Raw genomic sequence first — 16,755 nt, forward strand, 5'->3', positions numbered from 1 at the left:
TTTTAACTCAAAGAGCCTGCCATGACTACAGCGAACGCTTACCCTGTTACCCAAACCATTCGTACCATCGGTATTTTAGGCGGTGGTCAGCTTGGTATGATGCTTGCCGAAGCAGCGATGCCACTAGGCTACCAATGCGTGTTTTTAGAAGACAGCACTGACTGCCCTGCTGGCTTATACGGTCGTGTATTTCATAGCGATCAATTGGAAGAATTCATCGCAGCAGCAGATGTTTTTACCTTAGAGTTTGAAAACACACCGACTGCGACAGTCGAACAGCTTACTGATTTGTCAAAATCAGGTAGCAAACAAGGCATGTTTCCGCCATTGATTGCGCTTGATATCGCTCAAGACCGCTTAAAAGAAAAGCAAATGTTCAATTCGCTTGATATTGCCACTGTACCCTTTATGGCTGTCAACTCTGAAGCTGAATTGCAGCAAGCCTGTCATGAATTAGGACTGCCTATCGTCCTAAAAACCAGCCGTGGCGGTTATGATGGCAAAGGTCAGTTTGTGATTAGACAAGACAGTGATATCAAGGCAGCATGGCAAGATCTTAAAGATGCGGTTACGGGAAAGGGTTCACTAACGCCAACGCCTGCACCTTTGATTGCAGAAGGTTTTATTAACTTTAGCCGCGAGCTTTCTATTATCGCCGCACGCGCACAAAATGGTCAGGTTCGTTGCTACGATTTGGTCGAAAACCATCATCATAATGGTATTTTAGCCAAGACCCAAGCGCCTGCCGTTGGCACCAGTCATTTATTCAAACAAGCAACCGATGCCATCACCAAGATCATGAATCATTTAGACTATGTTGGTGTGATGGCACTTGAGCTCTTTGTGACCAAAGATGCGCGTGGTCATGACACACTACTCGCTAATGAAATTGCGCCGCGCGTACATAACTCTGGGCACTGGAGCATTGAAGGCGCTGTCACCAGCCAGTTCGAAAACCATATTCGCGCCGTCGTCAATCTGCCATTAGGTGATACCGACAACGTTCACCCAGCGATTATGCTCAATGTCTTGGGTCAATATCCAGATATCAGCGCCGTGCTAAATATTGATGGTGCACACTATCATAGCTACCATAAAGCAGAACGTGACGACCGCAAAATTGCGCATATTACCTTGATGCCCAATGATGTTGCCGATTTAGAGCCTGCTTTAGCCAAGCTCATCGCTACGCTACCCAATAAAATGGGACTTGAGAAAAAGCCCTCTTCGATTGATAGCCAGCCAAAAGCGTCAGATAGTCTAACCACTACTGACAATGACAACATTTTAGAGAGTACAGAAGTCCGCCTCGAAGACAGCAAAATCAGTAAGGCTATCGACGCTAAGGCAAAAACAGAAAAGGTTAAAAAATAATGCAGATTTGGGTAGATGCCGATTCGGTGCCATTGATTGCCAAAGATTTGATTATCAAAACCGCTGAACGCACACAAACCATGGCAATATTCGTCGCCAATCAGCCGATCAAACTGCGTAAGTCACCACTGCTTGTCATGACAGTGGTGCCATCAGGGTTCGATAAAGCCGATGATTATATCGTTGAGCAAATACAGCCAGGCGATCTGGCTATTACCAGCGACATTCCTTTGGCTAATGACATTTTGGACAAAGGTGGTATGGTCTTGACCACTCGCGGCATGGTCTACGACAAAAATAATATCAAGCAAAAGCTCAATATGCGTGATTTTATGGATACCATGCGCGGTACTGGTGTGCTCGAGCTACAAGAAATGAGTGGTCAAAAACCTTATGGCGATCGTGATAAAAAAGCCTTTGCTGATGGATTAAACAAGTTGGTACGCTAGTTTTTAAATGCTTTGTTTTTAGTTTTTTGATCTTACCCACTTTGCAAACCGTATACACTCTATAACCAAACACTATGCAATCGGCACGCTTCATAACGAAGTGTGCCGTTTTTTCTTGATACGCTATATTCAGTTTTTACAACAACGATAACGTATATAAGAATAGGAATGACAATGAAAATTTTAGTAATTGGTGCAAGTGGTCGAGTGGGAACGGATTTAGTTAAGCAATTATTAGCGGATAACCATCAAGTTATTGGCACGACACGCCAAAAAGAAAAATTGTTTAACGATGACAATTATAGCCAGCTAGATTTAGATATCACCGCCGAAAAAGAGGCTATACAAAAGCAAATTGATCGAGATATTGACACTGTTTATTTCGTTGCAGGGTCTGGCGGCAAAGACGTCTTAGAAGTAGATTTACACGGGGCGGTCAAGACCATGCAAGCCGCAGAAGATAAAGGTATTAAACGCTATATCATGCTCAGCACCGTCTTTTCATTAGACTCCAGTAAATGGGACAATGCTGGTATTGCTGACCTAAAAGAATATTATATCTGCAAACACTATGCGGATCAGTGGTTGATTAATAATAGTAGCCTTGACTACACCATCGTTCAAGCAGGGGCGCTAAAAGAGCGCGAAGCAACTGGTAAAATCACTGTCAACGATGATAATGCTGGAGAGAACTCAATTGCCGATGTGGCTACTACTCTGGCAGCTGTCCTAAACGCCGATAATACCATCAAGAAAGTCTTTAGTATGCATAACGGTGAGACTGCGATTGATGAGGCGATTGCACAGTTATAATAAATAAAACGATAATTTAGAGCACTTAGACCAACAAAAAATCGAGTAAGCCTATAAGACTTACTCGATTTTTGATGATGAGCTTAGTTTTATGAGGGGTTGCCAAATAAATGATTCTGTTCAGACTTTCCAAAACACTAAGCCAAACCGCTTGGAAACGAAATCACATCCTCTAAGCTATTCGCGCCTGTGATCACCATGAGTAATCTATCGATACCAACGGCGATACCGCTACAAGGAATTAAAGCATCAGACGCTGCTAATAAATGCTCATCGATTGGCATTTGGGGCAGGTTATGACGCTTACGCAGTTGATTGTCTCGCTCAAACCGTTCTCTTAACGCCTGTCCATCTGCCAGCTCATCATAAGCGTTGGCAATCTCAATGCCATTGATATATAGCTCAAAGCGTTTGGCGACTGTATTGCCCTCTTTATCCACAGCTGTTTTTGCCAGTGCAGCCGTCGCAGGCGGATATTCTATAATCAAGGTCGGTAAGTCGTGACCTAAGTTTGGCTCGACCGCATGACTAAACAGCAAATCCAACCAGCTTTGGCGAATATCTGCTTCGCCATCTTCTGTGTTATCCAAGTCGCTATTAAAATCAAAACCTGTCAACCCCTTATCTTCTGCCACCGCTTGCAAGGAATCGAGGCTAGCTGTCAGCGGATGTATGCCGACAAAATCCATAAATGCATCAACATAGCGGTAATGACTCATCACCACTGAATGCCCATAAAGCGCCGCTAATAGTTCACCCAGCTCAGCCCCCATATCATCCAGACTATAATTCGGCTGATACCACTCAAGCATGGTAAATTCGATATTATGGCGTATGCCTATTTCATTATCTCGAAATACGGAGCAAATTTGATACATGGGCACTTGCCAGCTGGCAAGTAAACGCTTCATGGCAAACTCAGGTGAAGTATGCAGATAATAAGTACAGGGTTTATCTTGGTAAGTCACTTGTGCGGCGACTGATTGTAAGAAAGTATCGGTATTGCCAGCCTGCGATAATAGCGGTGTTTGAACTTCAAGCACTTGATGCGTGGCGAAAAACTGACGGATGGTGCTCATCAATTGCGCACGCTGCTGAGCCATTGCCAAGGTCATGGTCGGCGCATAGCTGGATTTAGAAGAAGAGTTACTTGCTGGGATCATTATTATTTACTGCAATTTAAGGATAAAAATAAGTTTTGAGATACTACTTTAGATTTTAAGACTGCCTAACTTTTACCACTGCCATTCGCGGCGTAAGCGATAATCTCGGCGCAACTGATCAAAGTCAGCACCCTTTACTTGACCGTCAGCCAGCTTGCTTCTTAGTGAAGCATCATCTGCCATGATGTCATAAAACTTAATCAGTCTGTCTGGATACATTTTTAGTTCAGACCATAAAAACATATTGAGCGGCAGTAAACTATGCATAGACTGAACAGGCGCCACTGCCAATTTTTCACAGAGCGCATCATAGATGATTTGCGTACCACGCAGTTTACCTTCGACCGTATAACCTGCGATATGCGGGGTAGCGATAGCCAGTTTGGACAATAAGTACTCAGAAATCTCTGGTTCAAATTCAAACACGTCAAGCACTACTTGGCGATCTGTGCGCTCAATATCTGCTTCTAAATCACACGCATTAATGACTGGTCCGCGAGCACTGTTAATCAATAAGGTATGCACAGGCATCATTGCCAACGTATTTGCATCAATAAGATGCTTTGTTGGATAATCATTACCACTAGGGTGTGTATCATCTTTTTTATTGGTTAAAGGCACATGCAAGCTCACTGCATCGCTTTGGCTAAGCACTTGCTCAAGGCTGGCATTATTCATATTCGATGTAGGCAGTAGTGGATCATAACCTAGTACCTGCCAGCCCAAATCAATAGCATACTGAGCAAGCGTGCTGCCAATATTACCAAGACCTATGATACCTAAGGTGACTGGCGGCATCGTTTGCTGCCAATATTGCGGACGCAACGTCAAAATCGCTGTCAATACATACTGCGCGACAGAATGCTTACTACATCCAGCCGCATTGGCGAAAGTGATATTGCGCGCTGCCAAATAGTCTTGATCGACATGATCGGTACCGATAGTCGCCGAACCAACAAATTTTACGCTGTTGTTATTGGCCAGCAGTGCCTCGCCTACTGGCGTCACCGAGCGTATCAACAGCACATCAGGTTGTAATTCTGCGAGCAATTGCGCATTGATATCACGTCCAGCGATGGTAATGATATTGACCGTCTGCTCAGATACCTGCCCAAGCATTGAAGCATTAAAAAACGCATTCAAGCTAGCGATATTGCTATCGGCCACGATAGTAATATTGTCAACAGGGTTCGCTCTATTTTTCATAGCGTTTGCAGCACTATCATTTAACATGACTATGTATCTCTACTCTGATTCATTTACTGGTGGCAACGGTTGATCGTCAGACAATACCAAATCCTGCGGGGCAAATATCTCATTTTTATGCTGCGATATCCATTCTCGCCATACCGCCAATCCGATGGCTAGTACCACAGGACCGATGAATAAACCAACAAAGCCAAAAGCCGTTAGGCCACCTAATACACCAATAAAAATAATAATAAAAGGGATTTTGGTCGCACCACTAATTACAATAGGACGGATGAGATTGTCAACCCAGCTGATAACTAAGGTGCCCCATAGCGCCAAGCCAATGCCTTCTACGGTATGACCCTGGCTTAACAACCAAATGGATACACCGCCCCACACAAATGGTGTACCAAACGGAATCAGGGCGATAATAAAGGTTACGATAGTTAATAAGATAGGACTTGGTGCACCAGCGAAGTAGTAACCCACACCTGCGAGCAGTGCTTGTGCCAATGCCGTCAAACCAATACCATAAACCACCGCACGCGTGGTCGTACCCACAGAATCAATATAACCATCAATGCGATTACCAATGATATTACGCAGTGCTTGACGGATCTGGCGAACCAAACTGGTACCATCACGATAAAAGAAAAACAACGTCATCAGCGCCATACCTAACTTGGCAAGACCGCTAAACAACACATCAAATGCGACTTTGCCATAATATAAATGTGACTGTACCCAAATGCGAAACGCTTCTAGCGTCCCTTCTGGGTTTTTATTGATTCTCCACAGCACATCTTTCACTTGCTGGCCGATGACAGGTAAGTCTTTGATAGAATCAGGCACATCTAAATAGCCAACTTTGATACGATAAATCAAGTTGCTGATTAGACTCAAGGCTTCTTGTTGTAGAATAAAAACACCGATAACCAGTGGCACACCTATCATTAAGGAGATACTCACCGTCATAATAGCGGCGCTAAAATTAGGACTCAGTTTTACTTTTTCATAAAAAAAGTTATAAATAGGAAAAGTAACATACGCTAAAATTGCCGCCCATAGTGCCGGTACAATAAAAAACTGTACCACTTGAAAACACAATACGAACAGCACCACCAATAAAGTAATGGCCAGTAAGCGCTGAATAATAAATTCTTTTGTCCAGTTTTCAATCATAGCGTATAAACCAAGAGCGGACAGCAAAGATCTATCATGACTTTGCTGGCAAGTTTATAAATGTGTGATGAATATCAACTCACAGACTGTGCCCATAAAAAGACCCTATCCATAAGCGGTACCCATTAGCGAGGGATGTAAACAATCAGTGCCAGTAAAACCTGCTTTGAGAGCGTCAAATCGTAGCATACCGTAACATAATTACGGACGATAGTTTTGGCTAAAGCAAGATAAATATCAAGCGATTATCATGGCTTATTATGCAGCAAAATACGACAATGATATAACGCTATGTTGTAATCTTTACTTACAACTTTCTCTATACAAGCTTACTAGATGATGACACTAATAGATAGAAGGTCATACATGGATTTAACATGTAAAAACAATGAACTAAAAGCCTGTTTTATATTCACGCTGTAAACAGGGCTGTTGCAAGGTAATTCACTGGCGCGTTCTATTTGTAGCGACAATTGATGTTATACTAAAGCAATTATTTTAAGCTTTTCAATAGCATTAAGCCCGTTTGTTATTATCTATTTGAATCGTTATACAGATATAGCATTTTTCAAACGATATGTCACAACCCTCTTTTATCGTCATTCTATAGACTATCATAAGATCCAACCTTTAGAGCGGCGTTACAACGTTGAATATGATGCGTAAGCAAGCGCTGATATGCATCATCATAAAGGCTTATGCATGATGTAAGCTCATCATCTCGGTTCACTATTAGAATTCGATATGACAGAGTGCTATTTTGAGTAAATTTCGGACTTACTTTGATTTTATTTTAAATCAATAATGACCCACCAAATTTTAAACCATATATCGATAGGAACAATAACAATGTCAAAAGACAATGATAATCCCAATATAACTCCCTCAACTGAGGTCCGTAAGACCAATAAAATCCAAGAAACGGTTACTTTTGCATTGGCCCAGTCGCATTTTTTGGTTGGTGATATTACTACCAATGCCGAAAAAATGCGTACACTCGCATTGCAAGCTCGCGAGCAAGGTGCAGATGTCATTATTTTCCCAGAACTTGCTTTATTAGGTTACCCACCGCAAGATTTATTATTACGCCCAAGCTTATCTGGCCGCATCAAAAGCGCCTTGTCTACTTTAAGTGATATCGATGACATCGTGATGATTGTCGGTTACCCACATGTCGACCATCATGGTACTTTTAACTCAGCTGCTATCTTGCATAATGGTCATCAAAAAGGCTTTTATCATAAGCAAATCCTGCCAAATTATGGCGTATTTGATGAGCGTCGTTATTTTGATAAAGGTCGCAACCAAGTTTTATTTGACTATAAAGGAATCACTATCGGTCTGCTCATCTGTGAAGACCTGTGGGAAAAAGGCCCTATTGCCGAGCTTAAAAAGCAAGGTGCTGATCTGATTGTTAGCTTGAATGCCTCACCTTTTGAGATCGAAAAACAAGACAATCGTAAAACGATGCTGGCCAAGCGTAGCCGTGAAAATAATTTGCCTATTGTGTATGTCAACGCTGTTGGCGGTCAAGACGACTTGGTGTTTGATGGTGGCTCTATGGCGGTGCAAGCTGACGGTAGCGTTGCACACGAAGCACCGCGTTTCATGAATCAGCTATTACTAGCCACGTTAGATGTCAAAACGGCCAAGTTCGATAGTCAATCTAAAGCGCCATTAACGCTGAGCCGTGAGTCAGAGATGTATCAAGCATTGGTCGTTGGCCTGCGCGACTACGTCAATCATTCAGGATTCACTGGTATCATCGTTGGGTTATCAGGTGGTATTGATTCAGCATTGACGCTATGTATCGCGGTTGATGCCTTGGGCGCTGACAAGGTATATGCAGTGATGATGCCTTATGAATATACTTCTCAAATCAGTCTAGAAGATGCCCAAGCACAGGCACGCCGCTTAAACGTTTCTTATACGGTTTGTCCTATTTTTGATGCGGTTGAAGGCATTCGTCATACTCTAGCCCCACTATTTAACAAATCCCCAGCAGACACTACTGAGGAGAATATTCAGGCGCGTGCACGCGGTGTGGTATTGATGGCATTGTCCAACAAGTTTGGGCATTTAGTCATTACCACTGGTAATAAGTCTGAGTTGGCCGTTGGCTATTCGACATTATATGGTGATATGGCAGGCGGCTTTGATGTGCTAAAAGACGTTTATAAGTCGCAGGTTTATAAATTAGCCAGCTATCGCAACCGCTTGGAAGACACCCCTGTCATCCCTGAGCGCGTCATCACTCGCCCGCCATCTGCTGAGTTACGCCCAGACCAAAAAGACCAAGACAGCTTGCCTGACTATGATGTGTTAGATGGCATCTTAATGTCATACATCGATGAAGATATGGGCTATCAAGACATTGTTAATAAAGGCTTTGAGGCTGAAATGGTCGCAAAAGTCATCAAGATGGTAGACAATAGTGAATATAAGCGTTTACAAGCGCCAATTGGCACCAAAATTAGCCACAAAGCCTTTGGACGTGAACGCCGTTATCCATTAGTTAATAAATGGTCAATAAAAGGCTAAATTATATTAACCATTGTTGCTTGCCCTACTTTTATTATGTAGAACGCGAGCAACACGGCTAGCTTAATACTTTTATAAAAACTCAAATTTATTGACGATTAGCTGGGTGCTTACCCAGCTTTTTTAGTTTTTATAAACCAATTTTTAACGCCAATATTTTATACACAACACTTTCTTTTTTGTATTTCCAACCCATTCATTCTTTAACTCCAATTATTTTAATCCTTATATTTTTTTACCGAGTATGTCATGAGTTTGCTAACTGCTAGTATCTTTCTTCTGTTATTGCTTGCCCTAAGCGCCTTTGTATCCGCTGCCGAGATTGCCATCGCTGCTGGTCGCAAAATCAAGCTACAAATCATGGCAAAAGAAGGGGATGTCCGCGCATTTGACGTCCTTAAAATGCAAGAGCACCCTGGCAGTTTTATTACTGTCGTGCAGGTGGTTTTAAACGCCGTTGCTATCTCGGCTGGTGCGGTAGGTGAGTCAGCTATCAGCCCTTATCTAGAGCTTTTGGTGAAGAATGAAGCAGTGTCATCCGTCATATCATTTGTCCTGATCACCAGTTTGTTTTCTCTGCTCGCTGATTTGATGCCCAGACGATTGGCGATGTCAAACACTGAAGTGATCGCGGTACGCCTCGTACGACCAATGATGCTATTGATCTTTATATTCAAACCAGTGATTTGGATATTTGATGGTGCAGCAAATCTCATTTTTGAATTACTGGGTATTTCAACCATACGGCAAGACGATATGACGCCAGAAGATATTTATGCCGTCATGGATGCAGGTGCTGAAGCTGGTGTGCTCAAAAAACAAGAACATCATCTGATAGAAAATATCTTTGACATGCAAGAGCGCACAGTAACGTCAGTGATGAATCCACGTGAAAATATCGTTTATTTTGATACCAAAACGAGCACTGAAAAAGTCGTTGAAGTGATGATTGAACAGCCACATAACAAGTTTTTGGTCTGTCAGGATGATGACTTAGAGCATATTATTGGTTATGTAGAATCACGTAGCTTTTTGGCATTGGTTCTTAATCAGCAAGAGGTCAGCTTAACAGACAAAGCACTATTAAAACCTGCACTCTTCGTTCCTGATACCTTGTCCTTGTTTGAAGTGTTAGAGATGTTTAAGTCTACAGGCGCTGACTTTGCCGTCATCGTGAATGAGTATGGCTTGGTAGTGGGTGTTATCACGCTTAAGGATGTGATGAGTATCGTCATGGGGGAGCTTGTAACCTTGGAGGAGCAGCCCATTGTTCAACGTACTGATAACTCGTGGCTAATCGATGGAATGACTCCTATTGAAGACGTTGTACGCGCTTTAGATATTGTCAATCTGCCACGCAGTCAGAACTATGAAACCATTAGTGGCTTCATGATGTACATGCTACGCAAAATCCCAAAGAAAACCGATACTATCGAGTATGCCAATTATCGATTTGAAATTATCGCGACTGACAACCTCAAAATTACTCAGATGCTGGTGACCAAACTTGATGAAACTGTCTAATAAGCAGCACTGAGTTAATCTAGAACGTGTCATCAATCAAAGCATTTTTATTTTTATCTTCGTAATCTGAGGGATGATATATCTAATAAATAAAAAGTTAAGATCGTGTACCAAATATGGCGGTACCAACGCGCACCATCGTCGAACCGTTGGCTATCGCCTCTGTCATATCACCGCTCATGCCCATGCTTAGGGTATCCCAAGCATTTAGCTCTGCATGAGTTTCTTTAATCTCATCAAACAACTGCTTGGTTCGGGTAAAAGCATCCGTACCTACCTTAGCAGGAATAATCATCAAACCACGCAGCTGTAACCTGTCATAGCCCTTGATGGCAGTTATTAACTCCGGCAGCTGTGCTGGCAGGCAGCCTGATTTGCTTTCTTCGTTATCGATATTCAACTGAATCAATACATTCAATGGTGGCAGCTCAGCTGGACGCTGGTCATTTAAACGCTTAGCAATAATGTCACGCTCAACCGTTTGCACCCAATCGAAATGCTCAGCAATATCGCGGGTCTTATTGCGCTGTATACTACCAATATAGTGCCAAATAATGTCTTTAGTTTCTGGCTGTCGTTTTAGCGTCTCGATTTTTTCGATGGCTTCTTGCAGATAATTTTCACCAAAGTGCTGCTGTCCTTGCTGAGCCAAAGTAGCAATCATATCGGCAGGTTTGGTCTTGGAAACTGCTAGTAGCGTCACACTATCCGCTTGTCGTGCGGCACGCTCACACGCTTGAGTCATTTGCTTGCTAACTTGCTGCCAGCTCGCAATAAGATTTTGGCTATCACTGTTATTTTCTATTTCTTTCATATATTACTCACGAGAATAATTTAATCCATTTTTTAATCAGTCACTTTTCATGACTTCTATAATGGGCTTTTATTAATTATGGTTAAACTTTTTATAAGTGTCTTTTAATGTAGAAAAACTCAATAAGCATCAATCTATAAATCGACGCTCATAATGACTAATTTTACATTTTCTTGCGGTAGTAGATGGTTAATTGTCAGTAGTCTTGTTATTATATTGTTACATGGTTTAACATATGCTACTGAATATAATAGTAATGGTAAAGACTATCGCTACTCCTTTATTGACGTGACCGACTTTAATCAGATCGTTTATCGATTGCTAATCACTCCCCTTTTTTGCTCTTTTGTCCTACCCTTATTGATTGATAGGAATATCCGATTATGGCTGAAAAAAACAATTTAAGTATCGAAGACTTGCTACGCTTCACGGTTAAGCATAAAGCATCGGATTTACATATTTCAGCCGGTATGCCAGCAATGATACGTGTTGATGGTGAAATGACCCGTATTAATATGCCAGAGATGACTCATCAGGTTGTGCATCAGCTTATTTATGACATCATGAACGATAAGCAGCGTGCTGACTTTGAAGAATTTTATGAGACGGATTTCTCTTTTGAGATTCCTAACCTAGCACGTTTTCGGGTAAACGCATTCAATCAAAATCGCGGTGCAGGTGCTGTATTTCGTACCATTCCTTCCAAAGTTTTGACCATGGAAGACCTCGGCATGGGTGATGTGTTTAAACGTGTGTCAGACTTTAAGCGTGGCGTGGTATTGGTCACGGGTCCAACAGGTTCGGGTAAATCAACAACGCTGGCTGCCATGATTGATTATATTAACGAAAGTCGTAAAGAGCACATTTTAACGATTGAAGATCCGATTGAATTTGTTCATGAATCGAAGAAAAGCCTGATTAACCAGCGTGAGGTGCATCGTGACACCTTGGGTTTCGAGCCTGCATTGCGCTCTGCGCTACGTGAGGATCCCGATGTGATTTTGGTCGGTGAGCTACGGGACCTTGAGACCATTCGCTTAGCATTGACAGCAGCAGAGACTGGTCACTTAGTATTTGGCACCCTACACACCAGTTCAGCCGCCAAAACCATTGACCGTGTCATTGATGTATTCCCCGCCGCAGAAAAAGACATGATTCGGGCGATGCTATCAGAGTCACTACAAGCCGTTATCTCACAAACGCTTTTGCGTCGTCAAGCAGGCGGACGTGTAGCAGCACATGAAATCATGCTCGGTACACCCGCTATCCGTAACTTGATACGTGAGAATAAAATCGCTCAAATGTACTCTGCTATCCAAACAGGTGCGGGTGAAGGTATGATTACTCTGGATCAAACGCTCAAAAACTTAGTAGCAAAAGGCACCATTAGTAAAGACGTAGCCCGTCCTTATGCTAAACAGCCTGAGGCATTTTTGTAATATTATTAATCGTGCGTCACTGCCTTATAATGACTGATGTGTGAGTCAATAATACAAACATTCATGAGGCATGATATGCCCTACTTTTATTGCTACTGGTTATTATTAGCGATTTTTAAAACATGATTTTAAATACTTTTTTAATCGATTTACATCGAATGCAGGTACGATATGGACATTGATAAACTATTGCAGTTAATGATCAATAAAAATGGCTCGGACCTTTTTATTACCGCTGATGTAGCGCCCTCCATGAAAGTAAATGGCAAAATTTTACCTGTCGGTAAAACGCCTTTAACCGCTGAGCAAACCATGCGACTGGTCAAAGGCGTCATGACGCCAAACCAGCAAAAAGAGTTTGAAGAAACCAACGAGTGCCAATTTGCTATTGCTGATGAAGCACAGCAAGCACGTTTTCGTGTCAGTGCCTTTATACAGCGTGATATGGCAGGGATGATTTTACGGAAAATTGAGAATAAAATTCCGACTGTCGAGGAGCTGCGTTTGCCGCCATCGCTAAAAGAGCTGGCAATGAAAAAACGCGGTATCATTCTGCTAGTGGGTGCAACAGGTACGGGTAAATCGACGACCCTTGCTTCTATGATCGGGCATCGTAATCAAAACTCGCATGGTCACATCATTACCATCGAAGATCCTATCGAGTTTGTCCATAAACATCGTGGTTGTATTATTACCCAGCGTGAAGTTGGTATCGATACCCATTCATTTGAGGCAGGGCTAAAAAATACTTTGCGCCAAGCACCTGATGTTATCTTGATTGGTGAGATTCGTAACCGTGAGGTAATGAGCTACGCCATTCAATATGCAGAAACAGGGCATTTGGTATTTGCGACCTTGCACGCCAACAACGCCAACCAAGCGATTGACCGTATTATTCACTTTTTTGAAACCAGTCGCCACAATCAGTTATTCATGGATTTGTCGCTCAACTTGCAAGCCATTATTGCCCAGCAGCTCATTCCAACCCCTGATGGTAAAGGACGCCGTGCGGCTATCGAAATTTTGTTAAATTCACAGCTGATTAGTGATTATATCCGTAAAGGCGAGGTTCATGAAATCAAAGATGTCATGACACGATCGCGGGATAGTGGCATGCAAACCTTTGATCAGGCGCTTTTTGACTTATATGGACAAGGAGAAATCACGTATAAAGAAGCGATTCTTCATGCTGACTCTCCTAATGATTTGCGCCTAAAAATCAAACTTAGCAGTAAAAATGGCACAGCCAATCTGGATGAAGGTGTGGATAACTTATCATTAGATATCAGTTAAGTATGGCTTTTGAGCGTTATTATTTATTTTTGCCATAAAAATTTCTAAGAAAGCCCTCATATTACTATGAGGGCTTTCTTATTTTATACATGACGATAAGGCACTAAAAATAATATCAAATACAGAGCATGCTCACTAACCAAAAAAGTTACTTGATACTATCTTGACACGCTTGGTCATTACAAATACCGTATAGCACCAATGAATGACCTGATAATTTAAATCCGTGCTTTTCTGCGACTTTAAGTTGCTCTTCTTCGATGACTTCGTTATGAAATTCTATAATCTTGCCACAAACATCACAAACCAGATGATCATGATGCCCTTCTTGGGTAATCTCGAACACGGACAAATTATTTTCAAAATTATGGCGCTCAACGATTCCAGCTTGCTCAAACTGCGTGAGCACTCGGTAAACAGTCGCTAAACCCACATCCTCACCTTGTTCTATCAGTGCCTTATAAACCTCTTCAGCACTCATATGATGCAACTCTGCACTCTCCAGCAGCTCTAAAATCTTGATGCGAGGTAACGTGACTTTTAATCCCGCTTTACGTAAATCTTGATTGGTAAAAGAAGCCATAATATCCCTTCTGACTGTGACAGTCTTAGCAAATAAAGAACCAAAAATATGAGATAAACAATCGTTAATGATTATTTTTTATAGTATATGAAACATTTTAATAACAGCTGACTGGCTGATTTAGCCTCATTTTCAAGCCTGTTATTTTCTATAACAATACTAACGCAAGCCTATGAATTTAAAATATAAATAATAATATGGCTCAGGTAGCATTTGGTAAATAATGTCGTAAGTGGTAGGAAATTGCAAGTAAATGACGTATCATTTGTCCAAGATTGTCGGCCAGACTAGCATTAACAACCTCTGGCTGCGCCTAATTCATTTCTTATGAGTCATCTTACCATGATAAAGACATTAACTTTTCGTCCGTTAAGCCCTGCAAGCGTATTACGCAAGATTGTCATCACCAGTATGCTTAGCGCTACTGTCGCTATGTCTGGCTGCTCATTATTGAGTGTTTATAAGATTGATTTGCCACAAGGCACTGCCATCACTCAAGCACAAGCGCAAAAACTGCAATTGGGTATGAATCAAAACCAAGTCCTTTATATCCTTGGTAGCCCAGCTATTAGAGACACATTAGAACCTAAGCGCTGGGATTATATTTATGATTATAAAGCAGGGACAGAAGGTAGCCGCAAGGGTATCGCTGATGTCAAAAATGCCAGCCAACACTTAATTATCTACTTTGATGATAATGGTTTGGTCAATCGTATTGAAGGTATTGAAAGCCTACCTGCATCATAATCAAGAGCGTCAATTGGCTTTGATGATAGATGGATGAACATCGCTTAAACTCGAGATTTACTCTTGCGCTGAGACATAGGATCAGCGCTTAAGCTGCGATATACTTCGATACGATCAAAAGGCTGCAAGCGATAGCTAAGCGGCTGTTTTTGTGCATAGATACCCACATGCCAACGCTTCGCTGTTGGCGTGGCAATGTCTACCACTTGCTCACACCAACGTGCTAACGCTGGAAATTTTACCAGCCATCCTGCCTGCATCAGCGCCGCATACAAACTCGTTTCATGATTAACTTGTAGGGTTAAATAATGCTGACGCTTTGCATCTTCGGCATATGCCAAATAAACAGTCATTGGCATGGTCTGCTCAGATGACGGCGCACAATTATTATCAGATTGAACGCCATTAGCGGTTAACTCAACCACTGCATCACCCAACCTATCAATGCCAATAACAGTGCTAGTGGCACAATCAAACGAATCGCTATTCGCCATAAGTTATAAAACGCTTCATTGCCAAAATTTAATGACTTACGTAGATGACTAATTTTCATCTGCCAACCCGCAAAGATAGACAGAAATAATACCGCTATGCTGCTAATAATCACTAAGAGTCCGACCAGCCAAACAGTTGGTACGATAACGACTAACAAAAGCGCCAAGACAAAGGTCAATACTACACTGACCAGCAGTCCAAACTTGTGCGCTAATTGCTGGGTACTATAATGCAGCAAATAGCTGGCGACAAATAACACCCCTATCCAATAGGATAGCTGTCCAATTGGTGGCAGCGCCATGCCACTAGTAGATAAAGCAACGACCCCAACGATCAATTGTAATATCCAAATCGGGAGCACCAATTTGGTTGCACGATACTCACTCGTCGCACGACTGCGAGCAGGTTTTTGCGCATTGATATTGTCCGTGTCTACCGCTGTTGCCACTTGGTTGGTTACCAAATTTTGACCAAACCAGTATAAACCTGTACCTGCACCCACACTAACCAACGCTAACGCGACTGCACGCGCCCATTCATTTAAGCTGATATCAGTCATCGCAAAGTCAATATTGGGTAGGCCATTTGCCACGCCCAGCAACAAACCTATCACCATTAACCCCAAGCCAATCGGTAATGGTGCAACGCCCAATAAACTCAGTAAAACAGCAACGACCATCAGGCCCGCAGCGATCGCAAAGCTTGGTATAGCAGGAGCACTATTAAGCTCCGTCAATGCAGCTAAAACACCTGTGCTCGCGCCTGAGATAACTAACGCTGCGATCATAATAGAGACCAGCGCGGCGAGCCAACCAAAACTACGCCATATTGGACTGGCATCCGCTTCGCGAGTGAGTTTTTGCATCCCTGCTAATGGCGCATCGACACTACGATAGGCTAAAGCAATTTCCGCATAAACAACGGGCAAAGATACCAATACCATTGCCAATAGCCAGAGTAGCCAAAAGTCGATCTCACCAATGGATGCTGGTGCAAACCAACGAAATAGCAGTAACGGTAGCAGTGCCGCGATAAAATAAGAAGCATAACGGATCATCATAATCTAAATCCAAACGATCTAATACCTTTCACAAAAATGAGAATAGCTAGGAAAACGAGTGTCAGTACTACACATTGTAGACGAAAC

15 protein-coding genes are annotated in these 16,755 nt (G+C 42.3%); 8 read left to right on the top strand and 7 right to left on the bottom strand.

The window, feature by feature from the left end; genetic code table 11:
* Window positions 1-21: 21 nt before the first annotated feature.
* The 3 genes from JFC10_RS08905 to JFC10_RS08915 all read left to right on the top strand — a co-directional run bounded on the left by JFC10_RS08905 (window position 22) and on the right by JFC10_RS08915 (window position 2,636).
* Window positions 22-1,374 carry a 5-(carboxyamino)imidazole ribonucleotide synthase gene (locus JFC10_RS08905; protein ID WP_198332545.1) on the top strand — a complete coding sequence of 451 codons (1,353 nt, stop codon included), beginning with the start codon at window positions 22-24 and terminating at the stop codon, window positions 1,372-1,374.
* Window positions 1,374-1,823 (top strand): YaiI/YqxD family protein, encoded by a 450-nt coding sequence (locus JFC10_RS08910; protein WP_109592368.1) that lies wholly within the window; start codon window positions 1,374-1,376, stop codon window positions 1,821-1,823. Before JFC10_RS08905 ends, JFC10_RS08910 begins: the two co-directional genes overlap by 1 nt.
* Window positions 1,824-1,997: 174 nt before the next feature.
* Entirely contained in the window at window positions 1,998-2,636 is a 639-nt protein-coding gene (locus JFC10_RS08915) for an NAD(P)H-binding protein (protein ID WP_198332546.1), read from the top strand.
* Window positions 2,637-2,773: 137 nt separating this feature from the next.
* Here the strand turns inward: JFC10_RS08915 and epmA are convergent, their stop codons facing one another.
* The 3 genes from epmA to JFC10_RS08930 all read right to left on the bottom strand — a co-directional run bounded on the left by epmA (window position 2,774) and on the right by JFC10_RS08930 (window position 6,172).
* A complete protein-coding gene (gene epmA / locus JFC10_RS08920) occupies window positions 2,774-3,799 on the bottom strand; it encodes an EF-P lysine aminoacylase EpmA (protein WP_198332547.1) in 1,026 nt (341 codons plus the stop codon).
* A gap of 72 nt (window positions 3,800-3,871) precedes the next feature.
* On the bottom strand, window positions 3,872-5,005 hold the full coding sequence (locus JFC10_RS08925; protein WP_198332575.1) for a 4-phosphoerythronate dehydrogenase: 1,134 nt from the start codon (window positions 5,003-5,005) through the stop codon (window positions 3,872-3,874).
* A 39-nt stretch (window positions 5,006-5,044) separates the two neighbouring features.
* A complete protein-coding gene (locus tag JFC10_RS08930) occupies window positions 5,045-6,172 on the bottom strand; it encodes an AI-2E family transporter (protein WP_198332548.1) in 1,128 nt (375 codons plus the stop codon).
* An 849-nt stretch (window positions 6,173-7,021) separates the two neighbouring features.
* Between JFC10_RS08930 and JFC10_RS08935 the strand changes: the two genes are divergently transcribed.
* Together JFC10_RS08935 and JFC10_RS08940 are read left to right on the top strand one after the other, a co-directional pair.
* Window positions 7,022-8,713, top strand: coding sequence for an NAD+ synthase (locus JFC10_RS08935; protein WP_198332549.1), 1,692 nt, complete (start codon window positions 7,022-7,024; stop codon window positions 8,711-8,713).
* A gap of 249 nt (window positions 8,714-8,962) precedes the next feature.
* Window positions 8,963-10,237: a hemolysin family protein gene (locus JFC10_RS08940; RefSeq protein WP_193011250.1), complete on the top strand. Its 1,275-nt coding sequence runs from the start codon at window positions 8,963-8,965 to the stop codon at window positions 10,235-10,237.
* Window positions 10,238-10,334: 97 nt separating this feature from the next.
* Here JFC10_RS08940 and JFC10_RS08945 read toward each other — a convergent pair whose 3' ends face one another.
* Window positions 10,335-11,051 (bottom strand): YggS family pyridoxal phosphate-dependent enzyme, encoded by a 717-nt coding sequence (locus JFC10_RS08945; RefSeq protein ID WP_198332550.1) that lies wholly within the window; start codon window positions 11,049-11,051, stop codon window positions 10,335-10,337.
* Between the two features lie 383 nt (window positions 11,052-11,434).
* Here JFC10_RS08945 and JFC10_RS08950 point away from each other — a divergent pair, with 383 nt between their 5' ends.
* Together JFC10_RS08950 and JFC10_RS08955 are read left to right on the top strand one after the other, a co-directional pair.
* A complete protein-coding gene (locus JFC10_RS08950) occupies window positions 11,435-12,490 on the top strand; it encodes a type IV pilus twitching motility protein PilT (protein WP_193011252.1) in 1,056 nt (351 codons plus the stop codon).
* Window positions 12,491-12,661: 171 nt separating this feature from the next.
* Window positions 12,662-13,783 (top strand): PilT/PilU family type 4a pilus ATPase, encoded by a 1,122-nt coding sequence (locus JFC10_RS08955; RefSeq protein ID WP_198332551.1) that lies wholly within the window; start codon window positions 12,662-12,664, stop codon window positions 13,781-13,783.
* A 148-nt stretch (window positions 13,784-13,931) separates the two neighbouring features.
* On the opposite strand, the gene fur is transcribed toward JFC10_RS08955, so the two are convergent.
* Complete coding sequence (gene fur / locus JFC10_RS08960; RefSeq protein WP_193011254.1) at window positions 13,932-14,366, bottom strand: ferric iron uptake transcriptional regulator; 435 nt, start codon at window positions 14,364-14,366, stop codon at window positions 13,932-13,934.
* A 327-nt stretch (window positions 14,367-14,693) separates the two neighbouring features.
* Between fur and JFC10_RS08965 the strand changes: the two genes are divergently transcribed.
* A complete protein-coding gene (locus JFC10_RS08965; RefSeq protein ID WP_198332552.1) occupies window positions 14,694-15,113 on the top strand; it encodes an outer membrane protein assembly factor BamE in 420 nt (139 codons plus the stop codon).
* A 44-nt stretch (window positions 15,114-15,157) separates the two neighbouring features.
* On the opposite strand, the gene JFC10_RS08970 is transcribed toward JFC10_RS08965, so the two are convergent.
* Together JFC10_RS08970 and JFC10_RS08975 are read right to left on the bottom strand one after the other, a co-directional pair.
* Window positions 15,158-15,538 (bottom strand): RnfH family protein, encoded by a 381-nt coding sequence (locus tag JFC10_RS08970; RefSeq protein ID WP_227685780.1) that lies wholly within the window; start codon window positions 15,536-15,538, stop codon window positions 15,158-15,160.
* Complete coding sequence (locus JFC10_RS08975; RefSeq protein WP_198332553.1) at window positions 15,526-16,668, bottom strand: hypothetical protein; 1,143 nt, start codon at window positions 16,666-16,668, stop codon at window positions 15,526-15,528. The genes JFC10_RS08970 and JFC10_RS08975 overlap by 13 nt, the downstream gene beginning before the upstream one ends.
* Window positions 16,669-16,755: the final 87 nt, after the last annotated feature.

This window comes from Psychrobacter aquimaris, assembly GCF_016107525.1.
Taxonomy (GTDB): Bacteria; Pseudomonadota; Gammaproteobacteria; order Pseudomonadales; family Moraxellaceae; genus Psychrobacter; species Psychrobacter aquimaris.